The organism is Streptomyces sp. NPDC002787 (assembly GCF_053592095.1).
Map to the genome: position 1 here is coordinate 170,698 of NZ_JBSFVC010000003.1, position 17,939 is coordinate 188,636.

Genomic DNA, 17,939 nt, shown 5'->3' on the forward strand with positions numbered 1-17,939 from the left:
CTCGCGGGCCGGGTGAGGGCCTACGCTGACCGCCATGCCACGGAACATCGCGACCAACACCACCGTCTCCCTAGAAGCGCTGCTCGACTTCGTACGGCCCCGGCACCGCGCGCTCCTGATCACCCGGCGGGCCGACGGCGGCCCCCAGGCCTCCCCGCTGACCTGCGGGGTCGACGACTCGGGCCGGATCGTCATGTCCACGTATCCCGAACGGGCCAAGACGCGGAACGCCAAGCGGGACGAGCGCGTGAGCGTCGTCGTGCTGAGCGACGACTGGGACGGCCCCTGGGTCCAGATCGACGGTACGGCCGAGGTCATCGACTCGCCGGACTCCGTCGAGCCGCTGGTGGAGTACTTCCGCAACATCTCCGGCGAGCACCCGGACTGGGACGAGTACCGCGAGGCGATGGTCAAGCAGGGGAAGTCGATCATCCGGGTCACACCCCAGCGGTGGAGCCCCGTGGCGACGGGCGGCTTCCCGGCCCGTCTGGTGTCCGGGGAGTAGTCAGCCCCGGCCCGCCATCACCTCGATGCCGGCGATGAGGGTCTCCAGGGCGTAGTCGAAGTCCCGTTCGCGCATCTCCTCGACGGTGTCGCCGCCGCGGGCCTCCATGAGGTCCGCGGACTGCTGGATGACCTCACGGGGTTCGAGGGTGTCGGACACCGCGCTCATGGCGTGGCGGAAGTACTCCTCCTGCGTCATCCCCGCGGTGGCGCAGCGCTGCACGAAGTGGCCCTCGATGGTGCCGAAGCCGTACACGAACTGGAAGACCGCCGCGATGGCACCGGCCTGGCCGCGCGGGGGCAGCCCGGTGCGGCCGATCACGCGCTGCACGGCGAGGGAGAAGTCGAGCGAGCGCGGGCCGATGTTGAGGAAGGTGCCGGCGAGCGGCGACACCCAGGGGTGGCGGACCAGCACCGCCCGGTACTGCCCGGCCAGCGTGCGCAGCTGGTCCCGCCAGTCCTCGTCGGAGTCGGCCGGGGGCAGCCGCATCTCGTCGAAGGCCTGGTCGAGCGCCAGTTCCAGCAGGTCGTCCTTGGTGTCCACGTACCAGTAGACCGACATCGCCGTCACGTTCAGCTCGGCGGCCAGCCGCCGCATCGAGAACTTGGCCAGCCCCTCCGCGTCCAGCAGCCGTACGGCCGTCGCGGTGATCCGCTCCCGGTCCAGCCCCGACGGCTGCCCACCGCGTCGGGCCCCTTCCTTCCCCTCCAGCCAGACACTGGCCCGAGGGACCCCATCAGCCGGACCGGCTGCCTTGCCCATGACGCACCTTCCGAGTCACATTTCTCCGCCGATGACGATGCTAGGCGCGCGCAGCGCACCTTTCAGGGGCGCGGGGAACCGCGCGAACAACCACGACGCACCCGCACCCGCCCCACCACCGATCCCCCCGAGTTAGTGGGCGCCCACCAACTCCGCATCCCCCTTCTCCGCCCTGCGCAGCAGCCCCGCCGCCACCAGCCCCCCGAGCAGCACAGCCAAGGCCCCCACCAGCAGACTCGTCTCCAGCCCGGAGGAGAACGCGTCCATGATCTCCCGCTTCTCCCGGGAAGACCCCGCCGCCGCCAACGCCGCAGGCAACGACGCCGCCGCCACCGAAACCAACGCGGCGAACCGGGAGTTGAGCACCGCCCCCAACACGGCCACCCCCAATCCCGTCCCGAACTCCGCCAGCGTGCCGTTGATCCCGGCCCCCACCCCCGCCTTCGCCGGCGGAATCGCACTCATGATCGCGTGCGCCATCGCGGGGTTGGCTATCGCACACCCCACCCCGATCAGCACCAGCCCGAGCAGTGTCCCGGCGTAACCGCCGGAGGCCATCGTCGCGATGGAGACCAGCCCGGCGGACATCAGCACCATGCCCAGCGCGATCGAGACCGGCATCCCCAGCTTCGCCGTCCACTTCGCCGACAGCCCGGAGAAGTTGAGCGCCACGACGACCAGGGCGAGCGGCGCGGTCCGCAGCCCCGCCTCCAGCGCGTCGTATCCGAGCACGAACTGCAGATGCTGGGTGAGCAGGAAGAGCGCGCCGCCCATGCCGAAGGTGATGAGGACCGCGCCGGCGACGGCCCCGGTGAAGCGGCGGTCGCGGAAGAAGTGCAGGTCGAGCATGGGGTACGGGATACGGCTCTCCCAGTACGCGAAGGCCGCGAGGACGAGCGCGGCGACGGCGGCCGTGGCGAGCACCTGCCCGGACGTCCAGCCGTGCTCGGGACCCGAGATGATCGCGTAGACGAGGGCCGTCATGCCGACGGTCGACAGCAGCGCGCCCAGCAAATCGGGCCGGTCGCCCTGCGGGTTCTTCGACTCGGGGACCAGGGCGATCGCGGCCACCACGCCCAGCGCGGTGACCGGCAGATTGATCAGGAAGATGGCGCCCCACCAGAAGTGGCCGAGCATGAACCCGCCGATGAGGGGGCCGGCCGCGAAGCCGAGCGCGTTGACCGCGGCCCAGATACCGATCGCCCTCGGCTGCTCCTCGGGCGCGAAGATCTGCATGGCGACGGCGAGGGTCGTGGTGAGCAACAGCGCGGCGCCGACGCCCATCCCGGCCCGCGCGGCGATCAACTGCCCCGTGGACTGGGCGAGTCCGGCCACCAGCGAGCCGATGCCGAACAGCACCAGGCCCGCGATCAGCATCTTCCTGCGGCCGTAACGGTCGGCCGCGCTGCCGGCCGTGAGCAGCAGACCGGACTGCACCAGCGAGTACGCGTTGATCATCCACTGGATGTCCGAGGTGGCCGCCCCCAACTCCTCCGTGAGGGAGGGGATCGCCACGTTCAGCACGGTGTTGTCCAGCAGCACGGTCAGCTGCGCGAGACAGATGACACCGAGGATCAGCCAGCGCTGGGGGTGGCCTTGGCCGGTGGGGGTCGACATGCCGTACACCGTAGAACAGTTCCTGTACGGCGTACAAAGCGGTGGTGGTGGCAGTGGCGGGGGTGGTGGCGTACGAAAAGGGCGGTGGCCCAGGGGTTCGTCCTCGCCCCGGGCCACCGCCCCGTTCAAGCCGCGGCCTTCGTCACTTCGGCTGCGTCAGGTCGTAGAACGTCGTGCCGTCGACCGTCACCGACTCGAAGTTCTCCTGGACCCAGGAGCTGATCTGCGAGGAGGTGCCGTCGCTGCTGCCGCCCATACCGCCGCCGGAGCCGCTGGAGATGAAGTAGTGGACCCTGCCGTCCTCCACGTACTGCTTGAACTCCGCGAGGGTCGGGGACGGGTCGGTGCCGTTGAAGCCACCGATCGCCATGACCGGGTCGCCGGTGGAGAGCTGGTAGCTCGCCGCGTTCTGGGCGCCGATGGCGGCGGCGGCCCAGGTGTAGTCCGACGCGTTCTTCTCCAGCAGGTCCTTGGCCTCGTCGCTGACGGAGGCGCCGTTGAGCAGACCGCCCATGCCGCCACCGCCGCCACCCGTGCGACCGCCGTCACCGTTCTGGGTCTGGCCGTTGCCCTGGCCCTGCTGTTGGTTCTGCTGCTGGTTCTGGGTGGAGCCGTTGCCGTTCTGCTGGCCCTGGCCCTGCTGGTTGTCCTGGCCTCCGCCGAAGCCACCGGTCGGGGGCCGGCCCATCTGGCCCTGGCCGTTCTGCCGGCCCTGCTGGCCGCCCTGCTGGTTCTGGCCCGGCATGCCGCCGCCACCGGGGCCACCGCCCATGCCGCCGCCACCGCCGCCGGGACCGCCGCCCCGGCCGCCCTGGACGGACGGACCGGCCGTGACGATCGAGCCGGTGTGGCCCTCGCCCAGGGTGGTGAGCGTGTACGCCGTCGGGCCGGCGAGTGCCGTGACGAAGCTCAGGCCCACGACCGCCAGGGCCAGTCGACGCCCCGGCTTGCCGACGAAGACCAGGCCGAGCGCGGCGACCAGACCGCCGACGAGCACGACCCACTTCAGCCAGGGCAGGTAGTCGGAGGAGCGGTTGAGGAGGACGTAACCCCAGACGGCCGTGGCCGTCATGGCCGCCGCCATGGTGAGCGACGCCCAGAACCTGGTCCGCTGGTCCCAGAGCAGAGCCGCGCCCATACCGGTCAGCGGCGCGATGTAGGGGGCGAGGGCCACGGTGTAGTACTCGTGGAAGATGCCCTGCATGAAGCTGAAGACCACCATGGTGATCAGCAGCGAGCCGCCCCAGAGGAGGAAGGCCGCGCGGATGGTGTCCGTGCGCTTGAGCTTCCGGGTCGCCCAGACCGCGGCGCCGAGCAGGATCAGCGCGGCCGGGATCAGCCAGGAGATCTGGCCGCCGATGGAGGAGCTGAACATCCGGTCCCAGCCGGTCTCGCCCCAGTTGCCGCCACCGCCTCCGCCACCGCCGACGCTGCCGGTCTCCTCGCCGTTGAGGCGGCCGAGTCCGTTGTAGCCGAAGGTCAGTTCAAGGAAGGAGTCGTTCTGCGAGCCGCCGATGTACGGGCGCGACGACGCGGGCCACAGCTCGACGATCGCGACCCACCAGCCACCGGAGACGACCATCGCGAGCCCGGCGAGCAGCACCTGGCCGACCCGCTTCTTCACCGGGGCCGGGGCGAAGACGATGTACACGATCACGAGGACCGGCAGGATCAGGAAGGCCTGCAGGGTCTTGACGAGGAAGGCGAGGCCGATGGCGACACCGGCCCAGACCAGCCACTTCGTCCGCGCCTTCTCCAGCGCCCGCTGGGTGCAGTAGACCGCGGCGGCCATCAGCAGCGCGAGGGCCGCGTCCGGGTTGTTGAAGCGGAACATCAGCGCGGCGACGGGCGTGAGCGCGAACACCGCCATGGTGATGAAGCCGGCCGTGGCGTTGAAGCGACGGCGTACGGCCGCCCACAGCACCCCGGCGGTGGCGACGGCCATCAGGACCTGCGGGAACAGGATCGCGAAGGAGTTGAGGCCGAACAGCCTGACCGACAGCGCCATCGGCCACAGCGAGGCCGGGGGCTTGTCGACCGTGATGGCGTTGGCGGAGTCCAGCGAGCCGAAGAAGAAGGCCTTCCAGGACTGGCTGCCCGCCTGGACGGCCGCCGAGTAGAAGGAGTTGGCGTAGCCGGAGGCCGTGAGGTTCCAGGTGTAGAGGCCGCCGATTAGGAGGAGGGTGAGGAGGAAGCCGAGGCGTGTCCAGCGGTTGTCCTCGGGGCGGCCCCGCCACAGCCGCCGGCCGAGGGGTTGCTCGGGCTCACCGGAGCCGGGAGCCGTGGGCGTGTCGGCGGTTTCTTCGATCACCGGTTCCCGCACGGCTGTTCTCGCCGGGTCCTGCCCCCGGTCGGGGCCCGGACCTCCCGGCCGGCTCGTCGTCTCGAACTGCGTGGTCATCGTGCGTTCCTCGAATCCTGATCGTGCGGGCGCACCGGCCGCATCCGCATGGTCGGCTCTCCCCAGGTGCGGTCCGCGGCTTCTCCGGCGCGGAACGGGGTGGTGGACGGGGTCGTGGTCGTGGACGGGGGCGTGGACGGGGTGTACATCGGCTGGAACCGGTCCTGGTGTCCATACGGGCCCGGCCGGCCCGGACGTACCGTCGCCGCGGCCGGGTGGACGGGCGAGACGGCCGCGTGCGGGGCGCGGTGGTGCGAGGCGACGACGGTCGAACCCTCGGTGGGGGAGCCGTCGCGCCGGTCGGGGAAGACCCACGCCCGGAAGAGCAGGAACCGCAGGACCGTCGCCGCGAGGTTGGCGGCGATGAGCACGGCCAGTTCCGTGGAGTGCGCGGGGTCGGTGGTCGCCGCGTTGAGGGCGACCAGCGAGCCACTGGTGAGGGCCAGACCGATGCCGAACACCACCAGGCCCTGGGCCTGGTGCTTGACGACACCGCTCCGGCCGCGGACGCCGAAGGTCAGGCGCCGGTTGGCGGCCGTGTTGGCGATCGCCGAGACCAGCAGGGCGAGCGCGTTGGCGATCTGCGATCCGGAGAAGGTCCGGAAGCCGCTGTACAGGAGCAGGTAGAAGAGGGTGGACAGGCCGCCCACGACGCAGAAGCCGAGGAGCTGGCGGGCGAGGCCGCGCGGTACGTCCTGGATCTCGCGGTCGCGCGGGTCGTCCCCGAACGGCCGGGCGAGCCGGTCCAGTGCGAGGGACCCCGTGGCCAGCGCCTTCCCCACCCGCCAGACACCCTTGAGGTCGTCGGTGGCGGTCTTCACGATGTGGACGGTCGAGTCCGGGTCGTCGACCCAGTCCACCGGCACTTCGTGAATCCTGAGCCCGGCCCGCTCGGCGAGCACCAGCATCTCGGTGTCGAAGAACCACCCGGTGTCCTCGACGAGCGGCAGCAGCACCTGGGCCACGTCCCGGCGTATCGCCTTGAACCCGCACTGCGCGTCCGAGAAGCGGGCCTGCAGCGAGCCGCGCAGGATCAGGTTGTACGCGCGGCTGACGAACTCCCGCTTGGGGCCGCGCACCACCCGCGAGGAGCGGGCGAGCCGGGAGCCGATCGCGAGGTCCGAGTGACCGGAGATCAGCGGGGCGACGAGCGGGAGCAGGGCGTTGAGGTCCGTCGACAGGTCCACGTCCATGTAGGCGAGGACCGGCGCGTCGGACTCGGACCACACGGTCCGCAGCGCCCGCCCGCGCCCCTTCTGCTCCAGTCGGAAGGACCTGACCTCGGGGAGTTCCGCGTCCAGCCGCGCGGCCACCCGCGGGGTGGTGTCCGTGGACGCGTTGTCCGCGATCGTGATGCGGAAGGCGTACGGGAACGTGCGCGCGAGGTGCTCGTGCAGTCTGAGGACGCACGGCTGGAGGTCCTTCTCCTCGTTGTAGACGGGGATCACTACGTCCAGGACAGGCGTACCGGCGTTTCCGGCCGGGAGGTGCTCCCGCGCCGGCAGGGTGCCGGGAGAAGAGTCGGTTCGCATGACAACTACGTTCGCGAGCCGCTCTGTTATGCCCGTGTGCTCACACTGTGGTGTGCCTGTGAGTCCGATTGCCGGTTTGTTGCGTCGGTCACGTCGAGGTCGCCGTCGTAGTGCACGTCGTCGAGCTGCCAGTTCGCCGCGTCATCGTACAGCGGCACATCCCGTCCCAGGGCGGGCAGATGCACCGTGAACACGGTCCTGCCGGGCACGCTGTCGACCGTCACGGCACCGCCGTGCGCGTCGGCCACGGCCTGCACGATGGCGAGGCCGAGCCCGGTCGATCCGGAGGCCCGGGAACGCGACGAGTCCCCTCGCGCGAACCGCTCGAACACATGCGGCAGCAGCTCCTCCGGGATGCCCTGCCCGTCGTCCTCGACGTCGACGCACATCCACGGCCCACGCCGCTGCACGCGCGCGGTGACGGTGGTGCCGGGTGGCGTGTGGGTACGCGCGTTCGCGAGCAGATTGACGAGCACCTGCTGCAGCCGCGCCGCGTCGGCCGACACGAGCGCCGGAACGTCCGGCAGGTCCAGCCGCCAGTTGTGGCTCCGCCCCGCGACCCGCGCGTCGCTGACGGTGTCCACGACGAGGGGGATGAGATCGGTCTGCTCGAACTGCAACGGCCGCCCGGCGTCAAGCCGCGCGAGCAGCAGCAAGTCCTCGACGAGCATGGTCATACGCCCGGACTCGGACTCGATCCGGCCCAGCGCGTGTCGCGTGTCGGGCCCGATCTCCTCTCTGCCGCGCCTGGTCAGCTCGGCGTAACCGCGAATGGACGCGAGGGGCGTCCGCAGCTCATGACTGGCGTCCGCCACGAACTGCCGTACGCGCGTCTCGCTCTCCTGCCGCGAGTGCAGCGCGCCGTGGATGTGGTCGAGCATTCTGTTGAGCGCGGCACCGACCTGGCCGACCTCGGTGTGCGGATCGGTCTCGGCCGCCGGCACCCGCTCGTTGAGGGTCACCTCACCGGTGTGCAGCGGCAGTTCGGAGACACGGGTCGCCGTGGAGGCCACCTTCCGCAGGGGGCGCAGGGCCACGCCGACGAGAACGGACCCGGCGATACCGGCGGCGATGAGACCGGCGGCGGTGACGCTGACCTCGACCAGGATGAGGGTGTTGAGGGTGTCGGAGACCTCGGTGGTCGGCAGGGCCACGTAGTAGGAGCCGTTGTTGCCGGTCCGGAATTCCACGCGGTACTCACCGAGGCCCGTGATGGTCACGGTGTGCGCCTTGCTGTCCTTGGCGACGGCGTTCAGCTCGGCCATCTGCGTCGCGGTCAGCTCGACCGCGATGGCGTCCGTGGCTCCGTTGTCGTCCGTCGAGGGCTTGCTGTACATGGCGTCGGTGACGGCGTTGCCCTCGACCTTGGCGGCGATGGTGCCGATCACCTGCTGAGGCCCTCGGGTGACGGTCTCCGAGAGGTTGGGCTTCTTGGCCTCCTTCTCCGGAATGCCCTCGGGCTTGCGCTGGATGTCCTCCCCTGGCTTGGGACCGCCCGCCACCCGTCCGACCACCTCGCTGAGCGATTCATCCAGCTGGTCGTTGAGATGCTCGCTCAACGCGACCGTGGTCACCGTCCCGATGACGGCACACACCACCGCGATCAACGCCACCGCGGAGACGACGAGCCGCGTACGCAGCGTGCGCGGCTGTCCTCGCCCCAGCCTCGGCTTCTGCTGCCTCTGCGTACGCGTTCGTCGTCGCCCGCTCATGACGCGGCGGGCTTGATCAGATAGCCGGCCCCACGCCGGGTGTGGATCATCGGCTCGCGTCCGGCGTCGATCTTCCGCCGCAGATAGGAGATGTAGAGCTCGACCACGTTGGCCTGCCCGCCGAAGTCGTACGACCACACGCGGTCGAGGATCTGCGCCTTGCTGAGCACCCGCCGTGGGTTCCGCATGAGGAAGCGCAGCAGTTCGAACTCGGTGGCGGTGAGGTGGATGTTCGCCCCGCCGCGCGACACCTCGTGGCTGTCCTCGTCGAGCATGAGGTCACCGACGACGAGCACGGAGTCGGAGCGGCGGTCGGCGGCGCCGGAGCGGCGGATGAGCCCGCGCAGCCGGGCCACGACCTCTTCGAGGCTGAACGGCTTGGTGACGTAGTCGTCACCGCCGGCGGTGAGCCCGGCGATCCGGTCCTCGACCGCGTCCTTCGCGGTGAGGAACAGCACCGGCACGTCCGGCAGCTCACGCCGCAGCCGCCCGAGGACGGTCAGCCCGTCCATGTCGGGCAGCATCATGTCGAGGACGACGGCGTCGGGCCGGAAGTCCCGGGCGGTCTGGATGGCACCCGTGCCATCACCCGCACTCCGGATCTGCCATCCCTCATAGCGCAGGGCCATGGACAGCAGTTCGGTGATCGACAGCTCGTCGTCCACCACAAGCACTCGGACGGGGCTCCCGTCCGGCCTCAGCAGTTCGGTGCGCCCCTGGGGCGAGGTCGTGGTCATGCTGGACACCTTGTCGAGGCCCCCTGAGAACACCCTTTCCGGAACCTGTGATTTTTCTGAGAAACGCACAGGCGCCTCTCAGGCAGCCCTTGGGAAGATCCCCGACTTCTCGGACACCACCCCCGACGACCAGCACCTTTCTGATCGTGCCCACGGCATTCCCCAGGCCGCCACACCGAGAAGCCACAGCTTCACGGCCACCGGAACCAGGCGGTACGGCCCCGCTCTGACCCCACCTTTATGCAAGCGCCGTCATGCTTCGCCCTCTGCCCTCTGCCCTCTGCCCTCACGCAGCCGTGCCTCAGAACAGCCCGTCCTGCACGCTCCCGCTCCCTCGGCCCGGCAACTCCCGTACGGGCACGGTGACCACGTCACGAGCGGCCTCCCCGTCCGGGGCGGTCAGCTCCCACCCGGTCATGAGCCGCGTATCGAGGACGACGACGCCCTGCCCGGTGGCCAGATGCAGATCGGGCCCGGCGACGGCAAGCACCGCACCGCCCACGGCCCCACCTGGGACCAGCTCACTCACCACACCGTCGGCGGCCGGCAACCCATCGAGCCCGAACACCTCGACATGATCGACGGCCTGGAACGGCAAGGGCTCCAACGACTCGGGCCATCCGTGGAGCGCGAGGGCACGCCCATGCAGCACCGCGAGCTCCCCGACGCGCTCCTCGATGTCCGGCAGGCCGGCCCGCACGCCTCTCTTCTCGGCGTACGGAATCCGGTCCGGCACCTTGAGCGCGGCCCGCAGCACCTCCTCCGCCCGCCGAGCGGCCATCAGCGGCCCCCGCCCGAGCCACGCGAAGCAGACCGCCCCCTGCTCCAGCAGCCGCGTCGGCCCGCGCTCGACCGCCGTGATCCCGACCTTCACCATCCCGGGCCCGAACCAGGCGAGATACACGTGATACGGCCGCGGGTCATCGGCGATCGTGTCGGCGGCCACGGAGTGGGCCCGGTCGAGCCGCGCACACTCCTCACACCGAGCCCCGGTACTCCGGCCGGGCACCCCCGCCCGCACCGGACAGGCATTCCCCCGGGCTCCGACGCAGATCCGCCGCCCCGCACTCACCACACCGAACGCCACCACCTTCCCCCGAGGCAGAGCGCTCCCCCGCCCGCCCTCCCAGCCCAGCAGTGGCCCGTCCCCGCCCCACCGCAGCCCCGTACATCTCCACACGCGTGCCATCCCTCACGACCTTAGAGGGCACCACTGACAACGGCCTCGACCAGCGCGAACGCGGGGCGAGCCGCGGGCTGGACCGCGAGCTCGGGCTACGGACGGGTGAACGGGGCCGACGCCAGGGGGACCGGGGCTAGCCGGCCCTGCGGCGAGCCGCGCCCACCCCCGGGGCGGACGCCTGCTCGCCCTCGTCCAGGAAGAGGTCGTTCTCGATCAGGAAGAGGTCGCTCTCCCCGAAGTCCGGGGCCTGGAAGGGGGTCGTCGTCGGCGGTGGCGACACCGCGACGGCATGACGGGTCGCCCCTTCCGGGGCGGAGAACAGCGAAGTCGATTCGATGAGAGGTCTCCCATTCGGTACAGGGCCGTCGAGGCGCCTGGCGTGCCGGGACCGGGCACGGCGGTCCTACAGCTTGCTCATCTTCGTGTACGGACTCAGGATCCGCTGTCGCGCGGAACCGAAGTCGACGAGCACCGCGATGCCGTCCTCGATACCGATCACCCGGCCGAGGCCGTACATGTCATGGGTGACCTGGTCACCCACGGCGAACTCTTTGAGAGGTGGTGCGACGGGAGCCTTGAAGGGACTGGTGGGCAGATAGCGCTTAGGTGCACTGGACTTTGTCATTGAGTCCAGTATGGGCCAACGCCGAGGGCCCCGGATCTCTCCGGGGCCCTCGATCTGTGGGTGCACTCGGCAGGATTCGAACCTGCAACCTTCTGATCCGTAGTCAGATGCTCTATCCGTTAAGCTACGAGTGCTTGTTCTGTTCTCTGCCGCTCCTGGCCCTTTCGGCCCGCTCGCGGCGACAGGAAGAACATTACATGACTGCCGTCGCCATGTGAAATCCGTTTGCCATAGCCCTTGTGACCTGCGGAAACACCTTGGCGAGGGGGTGCGGGGGCGCGGGAACGACGAAGCCCCGGTCCGCTGGACCGGGGCTTCGGTGATCAAGCGCGGAGGCGGAGGGATTTGAACCCTCGATGGGATTGAAGTCCCAAACCGCATTAGCAGTGCGGCGCCATAGACCGGACTAGGCGACGCCTCCAGCACAACCCCCCGCGCGAGCGCGAGTGGTGCGTGCAGATGATGACACAGCCGAGTGGGCTGTCACCAATCGCCTCCCACGGTACTAGGCGCAGAGGCCGCAGGGCAAAGCCGTATGGCACGTCGGGAGCGGTGCGAGGGAGGTCGCCCGAGGGGGGTCGGGGGCCGCGGCGGGGGCGACGTCGGGGCGGGGCGGACACGTGCCCACGGGGAGCGGGGCGACGTCGGGGCAAGGCGGACACGTGCCCGGGGAGCGGGGGCGCCGCAACCGTGGGGCGGGCGTGACGTTAGTCAGGTCATGTCGCAGAGCCCTTCCGCCCATGCCCCCGCCTCGCCCCGTCAGGCCGTCACGCCGGAGAGGAGTCCGGCCGCGCTGAGCCGGCTGTTCCTCGGTGCCGCCGCCTCGCTCGCCACGGCGGCCGCCGGCACGCTCGCGCCGGTCGCACCGGACGCGTACGCCGCCGAGGCGGTGTCGCGGCCGTCGCCGCCCTTGCCCGCCGCCGTCCCCGGCGACCGGCTGACCGTCACGGTCCGGGAGGCGGGTGGCGGAGCGGACGGGACGTTCGAGCTGCGGTGCCATCCGCAAGGGGGCAGCCACCCGGCCGTGCGGGAGGCGTGCGGGAGGCTCGACCGGCGGACCACGTGGGGCACGGACCCGTTCGCGCCGGTGCGCCCCGGCACCGTCTGCACGATGCAGTACGGCGGCCCGGCCACCGCGTATGTCACCGGGACCTGGGCCGGGCGCCGCGTCGACGCCCGCTTCGACCGCGGGAACGGCTGCGAGATCGCCCGCTGGGACGCGCTGGTGCCCGTACTGCCCGACCTCCGCGTGTAGGCGCCGCGTGGAGGCGACGACCGCCGACCCGACAGTAGAAGAGGGGAACAGGAGGGCAGGGGAGGGGCGGAATCGAGCCACGCGGCGAGCGTGACGACAAGCACCCCCGGGCGCCGCGCACAGGCCGTACATATGTGCCGTCGGCAATGCCGTCCGGCAAAACACACGGTCACGGCACCCCCGTCCGCACCGTCACGGCATCTCCGGATATTCGGTGTGCGACCTCCCTCTCATCCGGCGTCGCGAGCGCAACCTCTGCCCGTAGACTCCCTCGCGTGACACGTCGCGGGCCGGTTGGCAAGATGGCCATGGCCCCAGCGGTCGGCAAGGTGCGGTAACAGGGAGGAAGCGTCTCGTGAGCAGCAGGCCATCCCGAGGCGCTGCTCGCCTCGCAGCCATACTGGACGCGCTGCCCGACGCGTTGCTCCTGGTCAACGCCAACGGGACCGTCGTCAACGCCAACACGATCGCGCTGGAGGCCTTCGAGGCCCCCGGGACCGCGTTGGTCGGGCGCGGGTTGCTCGATCTGCTGCCGGAGTTCGACTCACGGCTCATCCCGGGATCCATGCGCCGGCCCGACACCATGGACCCGACGGGGCGGACCAAGCCGACCCGTATGACCGCCCGCCGGACCGACGGCAGCGACTTCCCGGTCGAAGTCACAAGCGCGAATCTGGAGAACGGCCAGCAGGCGTACGACGGTTACGGCTACGCCAATGACGAGCTGCTCATGCTGGTCGTACGGGATCTTTCGGGCACTGTCGACACCGAGGCCGAACTCGCGCGTTCGCAACGGCAGACCGAGATGATTCTGCGGGCCGCGTCCGAGGGCGTGGTCGGGACCGACACGGACGGACGGATCGTCCTCGTCAATCCGGCCGCCGCTCAGATACTGGGTTATCGGGCCAGTGACCTGGGAGGGCGTGAGCTGCACACGCTCGTGCTGCACTCGCGCGAGGACGGCTCCCCCTTCCCGTACACCGAGTCGCCGCTCGCGGACACCCTGCGGTCCGGGCGCAAGCACCGGGTGCGCGGGCAGGTGTTGTGGGCGAAGAACGGCGAGAAGGTGTCGGTCGATCTGACAACCGCGCCGGTGCGCGACGGGGACCAGCTCGTCGGTGCGGTGATGACGTTCACCGACCGGCGGCCGTACGACAAACTCGCCGAGGAGAAGGACGCCGAGGCGGAGGCGCACGCGGAGGAGCTGGAGCGGCTCGGCAAGGAGCACGCCGAAGAGCTGGAGAGCGTGCGGGAGAAGCACGCCGCCGAGCTGGCCGAGCTGAGCGAGCAGCACGCCGAGGAACTCGCCGCCGGGGACGAGCGGTACGCGGCGCTCGGCGAGCGGGAGAAGGACCGGTACGAGGCGTTGGCCGCGCGGCACGAGCAGCTGCTCGCCGTGCTGGGCACCTCGCTGCGCGGACCGCTCGACCAACTCCGCGGGGAACTGGGCACGCTCGCCGCCGACGACGCCGGACAGCTGTGGCCCGAGGCCAACCAGGTCCTGCACCACCTGACCGCCGGGTACTCGCGGATCACGACCCTCATCGACAACGTGCTCGGCTACCAGCGGATCGACGCGGGCGAGGACGATCTCGTCCGTACGGCCGTCATGCTCGACGCGGTCGTGGCGGCCGGGGTCGACGGGGCCGTGGAACTGGTCGGGCCGGGGCGGGTGCAGTTCGCCGTGCACGCGCCGCCCATCGAGGCCGAGGTGGACCAGACGCGGCTCGCGACCGCGCTCGCCCACCTCGTCGCGGACGTGGCCGGTGTCGACGCGACGGGCAACGCGCCCATGTCCGTCGGCGGCTACATGGACAACACGGTCGTCGTGGCGGCCGCCCAGCGCGGTGAGGTCGTACGCATCGAGGTGCGCGGGCCGTACGCCGGGGGAGACCCGGTGCACCAGCCGATCGTCCAGGGGATCGTGCGGGCGCACGGCGGTGTGCTCCAGACGGTCGAGGTGCCCGGGATGAGCGGCAGCGCGTATGTGCTGGAGGTTCCGCTGGGTGGCGGTGCCGGGGCGGTGCCCGCCCAGGCGCTCCCCGCCGCGGTCGTCGAGGCCGAGGCCGACTCCGGGTCGGGGGCCGTGGCCACAGGCGCCGAGGTCTCCCTGCACGAGCAGGCCGCCGGTGGTGGCGGGCGGCGGCGGGCGCGGCGGTCGTCGGTGGACGCGTTCCTGGAGAGTGAGGACGCGCCGGAGGGTGGCGAGGCGGAGGCCGCCGTCGCTCCCACCGGGCGGCGCAGGCGGCGGGCCGAGGACGCGGCGGGCGGGGCCGGGGAGGGTTCCGGGTCGGCGCAGGGTGCCGACGGCGAGGGCGCCGGGGGTACCGGGCGCCGGCGTGGACGTGCGGCCTCGGGCGAGGCCGGCGGTGAGCCCGTGGCCGCCGAGGGTGCGGTCGTCACGGCGGCCGAGCACGCGGCGGGTGCCGCTGCCGCCGCCAACGGACTGGGCGGGACGGTGCCGCCGCAGGGCGTGCCCACGCCCGGCGGGCGGCGCGCGCGCCGAGAGCCCGCACAGAACGCGCTGCCGCCGGCGCTGCCCGCGGGGCCGAGTCCGGTCACCGGGGCGACCGCGGCCGACGCCGCGTCCGGCGAGGCGGGCGGCGCACAGCAGCCCACCGGGCGCCGTCGTCGCGCGCTCGCCCAGGCGGAGCAGCGCGCCGCCGCCGCTCCCGAGCCGGGCGCGCGAGCGGTCTTCGCGCTGCCGCCGGCCGAGGCCGACCGGGGACCCGACTACGGCCAGGCCGCCGGGCTCGGGCCCGTGCCGGTCCCTGCGGGGCCGGGTGCGCCGGGTGCGCAGGGAATGCCGGGTGCGCCCATGCCCATGCCGCTGCCCGCCGGGACCACTGTCCCCACCGCGCCCGCGCAGGGCGGGGAGGGGTACGAGGGTGAGGGCGGCCAGGGTGCGAGCGCCGCGCCCGGCGGGATGCTTCCCGCCGCCGGTGGGCCGGTTCACGCTGGTGGGCCCGTGCCTGTCGGGGGAGCGGTGCCCGCGGGTGGCGACATGCTTGCCGGAGGGCCCGTGCCCGCCAACGGGGTTGGGCAGCAGGCCGCCGGCGGTGCGCAGCAGGTCGCTCAGGGTGGCACGGGGGCGCCGGGTGGCGTCGCCGGGCCGGATGCGGGTCAGGCAGCAGGGGCGGGTCATGTGGTCGGCGCGGTTCAGGCACCGGGTGCCGGTCAGGTCCCTGGTGCGGGTGGTGCGGGCCAAGTGACCGCTGGGCAGGTGTCCGGGGCTCCGGCCGGGGGTGTCGACGACGGTCGCCATGACGCCGCTCCGCACAACCCGGCCGACGACCACACACCGCCGCAGCCGCATCCGGTGCCGACCCCGACCGGCCGCCGCCGGGCGGTACGGCAGCAGCCCGCTGCCCAGCAGGGTGAGGGCGCCGCCACGGTGGTGCCTGGGCAAGGGGGGCCGGTCCAGGGCGCTCCCTCCCAGGGGGTTCCTCCGCAGGTAGGGCCGGGTCAGCCGGTGACCGCGCAGGCTGTGCCGGTCGGCGCCGCCCAGCCCGTGCCCGCACAGGGCGTTCCGGGTGGCCCGCAGCCCGTTGCCGCGCAGGGCGCTCCAGGCGGCCCGCAGCCCGTGCCCGCACAAGGCGCCGCCGCCACTCCCGGCCGGCCCGTGCCGCCGCAGGCCGCAGTCGCAGCTCCCGGCCAGCCCGTCCCGGGTGCGGTCGCGGCCGCGCAGCCCGTCGCTCAGCAGGGGGCTGCCGGGCACGTCCTGGCCGCTCAGGCCGCAGCCGGGCAGGCAGCCGCACAGGCCGGCGCAGCCCAGGCTGCCGCCGGGCAGGCCATGGCCGCACAGGCCGCCCCCGGGCAACCCGTCGCCGCCGCGCAAGGCGCCGTACCGCCCCAAGGCACCCCCGGTGACCAGCAGCTGGTGCCCGCGCAGGCCGGAGCCACCGGCCAGCCCGTGACCGTCGTGGGAGTCCATGTCGTACACGGGGTGCAGGGAGCTCACGGTGTGCAGGCGGTTCAAGGGGCCGCCCAGCCCGTGCCCGCCCAAGGTGCGCCCGGTGCCCCGCAGCCCGTCACCGCTCAGGGCGCGGCCCCCGCCACGCCCCGGCAGCAGGCACAACCGCAGCCCCAGTCCTGGCCGGACCCTCACCAGGAGGCCTCCGGCGCAGGCATCCCCGTAGCCGCCCCTCAGACGGCGCTGCCCCCGCAGTCCACCCCCTCCTCCGGCACCCCGCTGCCGCCTGAGGTCGCCGTGCAGCCGCGTGCCGCGCAGCCGTTGCCCGCCGAAGCCGCGGCCCCGGCCCAAGCCCGGGCACAAGGCCAGGCCGTGCCGACGACTCAGGCCCCCGCTGCCACCCCCTCGGCTCCCGCTGCCGTCGACATCAACTCGACCCAGGGACGGGCGATCAGCGTGCGGACGCTCGGGCAGGGCGTCCCGTTCGCCCGCCAGGGCGGCCCCCAGGCGCAACCCCAGACCGGAGCCACGCCCGCGCCGAACCAGCCCGGTGGTTCCGGCAGGCGCCGCAAGCTCGGTACGCCGCCCCAGGCGAGCACCGACCGCCCGGAGACGGGCGCGCGCCCGCACCCGCAGTCCACACCCGCGGGCGGCACCGGCCAGACCCCGCTCCCCGCTCAGGCGGCCCAGCCGCAGCAGTCACCGGCACAGGGGGCGCAGCCCTCGCCGACCGGGCAGGTCCCGCTGCCGCCGCAGCCCTCGCCGACCGGGCAGGTTCCGCTCCCGCCACAGCCGTCCCTCGCCGGGCAGTCGCGGCTGACGGGCCGTACGGAGGGGGCCGGGCGCTCGTACGCCATAGGGGCACCCGACGAGAACGCGGCCGAAGGTCCCGAACCGCTGGACGGCCCCGGGGGCGCCGTGGAGGTGCCCGACCAGCCGCATCCGCAGCCGATGGACGACGAGTTGCCGCCGGAGCCGCTGGACAACCCGCGCCGGCTGCTGGTGTGGCCCGCGCCGGACGTGACGACGCACCAGGCGCTGAGCGACCGCGGCTACCGGCCCGTCATCGTGAACTCCCGCGAGGACGTGGACGCCCAGATCGCCGCCTACCCGGCCGCCCTGTTCGTCGACCCGCTGACCGGGCCCATCACGCGCACGGCACTCCAGTCCCTGCGCCAGGCCGCCGTGGCCGCCGAGGTCCCCGTCCTGGTGACGGCGGGGCTCGGCCAGGCGACGCGGGAGGCGGCGTACGGCGCCGACCCGGCCATCCTGCTGAAGGCGCTCGCGCCGCGCGACTCCGAGCAGCACCCGCCGCGCGTCCTGCTCATCGAGGAGCACGCGGAGATCGCGCTCGCCCTGACCGCGACGCTGGAACGGCGTGGCATGCAGGTCGCACGGGCCGCGTCCGACGCGGACGCCGTCACCCTGGCCGCGCAGATGCGGCCGAACCTCGTGGTGATGGACCTGCTGCAGGTGCACCGCCGCCAGGCCGGGATCATCGACTGGCTGCGGACGAACGGCCAGCTGAACCGCACCCCGCTCGTCGTCTACACCGCCGCCGTCGACCCGTCCGAACTCCCCCGCCTGGCCTCGGGCGAGACGGTCCTCTTCCTCGCGGAGCGCTCGACGAGCCCCGAGGTACAGACCCGGATCGTCGACCTGTTGGCACGAGTCGGTACGAACTGAGCCCGTTACGA

At 72.3% G+C, this 17,939-nt stretch carries 12 protein-coding genes and 2 tRNA genes; 3 read left to right on the plus strand and 11 right to left on the minus strand.

Translation table 11 applies throughout. The annotated features are described in order from the left end of the window. Window positions 1-34 precede the first annotated feature (34 nt). A complete protein-coding gene (locus ACWD26_RS04895; protein ID WP_451266241.1) occupies window positions 35-505 on the plus strand; it encodes a PPOX class F420-dependent oxidoreductase in 471 nt (156 codons plus the stop codon). Here ACWD26_RS04895 and ACWD26_RS04900 read toward each other — a convergent pair whose 3' ends face one another. The 11 genes from ACWD26_RS04900 to ACWD26_RS04950 form a co-directional block, all read right to left on the minus strand. Continuing rightward, window positions 506-1,267 (minus strand): TetR/AcrR family transcriptional regulator, encoded by a 762-nt coding sequence (locus tag ACWD26_RS04900; protein ID WP_451266243.1) that lies wholly within the window; start codon window positions 1,265-1,267, stop codon window positions 506-508. Window positions 1,268-1,399: 132 nt separating this feature from the next. Next, a complete protein-coding gene (locus ACWD26_RS04905) occupies window positions 1,400-2,884 on the minus strand; it encodes an MFS transporter (RefSeq protein ID WP_451266245.1) in 1,485 nt (494 codons plus the stop codon). 142 nt (window positions 2,885-3,026) lie between these two features. Then, on the minus strand, window positions 3,027-5,285 hold the full coding sequence (locus ACWD26_RS04910) for an ArnT family glycosyltransferase (protein ID WP_451266247.1): 2,259 nt from the start codon (window positions 5,283-5,285) through the stop codon (window positions 3,027-3,029). Beyond that, the gene (locus ACWD26_RS04915) at window positions 5,282-6,817 is read right to left on the minus strand and encodes a glycosyltransferase (protein WP_451266249.1); all 1,536 of its coding nucleotides are present in this window, start codon (window positions 6,815-6,817) and stop codon (window positions 5,282-5,284) included. The genes ACWD26_RS04910 and ACWD26_RS04915 overlap by 4 nt, the downstream gene beginning before the upstream one ends. A 26-nt stretch (window positions 6,818-6,843) precedes the next feature. Continuing rightward, the gene (locus tag ACWD26_RS04920) at window positions 6,844-8,529 is read right to left on the minus strand and encodes a HAMP domain-containing sensor histidine kinase (protein WP_451266251.1); all 1,686 of its coding nucleotides are present in this window, start codon (window positions 8,527-8,529) and stop codon (window positions 6,844-6,846) included. Beyond that, on the minus strand, window positions 8,526-9,266 hold the full coding sequence (locus ACWD26_RS04925) for a response regulator transcription factor (protein ID WP_351409347.1): 741 nt from the start codon (window positions 9,264-9,266) through the stop codon (window positions 8,526-8,528). Before ACWD26_RS04925 ends, ACWD26_RS04920 begins: the two co-directional genes overlap by 4 nt. 301 nt (window positions 9,267-9,567) lie before the next feature. Next, the gene (locus ACWD26_RS04930; protein ID WP_451266253.1) at window positions 9,568-10,455 is read right to left on the minus strand and encodes a DUF2797 domain-containing protein; all 888 of its coding nucleotides are present in this window, start codon (window positions 10,453-10,455) and stop codon (window positions 9,568-9,570) included. A gap of 127 nt (window positions 10,456-10,582) precedes the next feature. Beyond that, window positions 10,583-10,729, minus strand: a complete 147-nt coding sequence (locus ACWD26_RS04935) for a hypothetical protein (protein ID WP_451266255.1) — start codon at window positions 10,727-10,729, stop codon at window positions 10,583-10,585. Between the two features lie 123 nt (window positions 10,730-10,852). Beyond that, a complete protein-coding gene (locus ACWD26_RS04940) occupies window positions 10,853-11,074 on the minus strand; it encodes a hypothetical protein (protein WP_451266257.1) in 222 nt (73 codons plus the stop codon). A 61-nt stretch (window positions 11,075-11,135) separates the two neighbouring features. Next, window positions 11,136-11,208: transfer RNA gene (locus tag ACWD26_RS04945), tRNA-Arg, on the minus strand. A gap of 196 nt (window positions 11,209-11,404) precedes the next feature. Then, window positions 11,405-11,495: transfer RNA gene (locus ACWD26_RS04950), tRNA-Ser, on the minus strand. Window positions 11,496-11,792: 297 nt separating this feature from the next. Between ACWD26_RS04950 and ACWD26_RS04955 the strand changes: the two genes are divergently transcribed. Together ACWD26_RS04955 and ACWD26_RS04960 are read left to right on the plus strand one after the other, a co-directional pair. After that, a complete protein-coding gene (locus ACWD26_RS04955) occupies window positions 11,793-12,329 on the plus strand; it encodes an SSI family serine proteinase inhibitor (protein WP_451266259.1) in 537 nt (178 codons plus the stop codon). Window positions 12,330-12,684: 355 nt separating this feature from the next. Next, window positions 12,685-17,928: a PAS domain-containing protein gene (locus tag ACWD26_RS04960; RefSeq protein ID WP_451266261.1), complete on the plus strand. Its 5,244-nt coding sequence runs from the start codon at window positions 12,685-12,687 to the stop codon at window positions 17,926-17,928. Window positions 17,929-17,939: the final 11 nt, after the last annotated feature.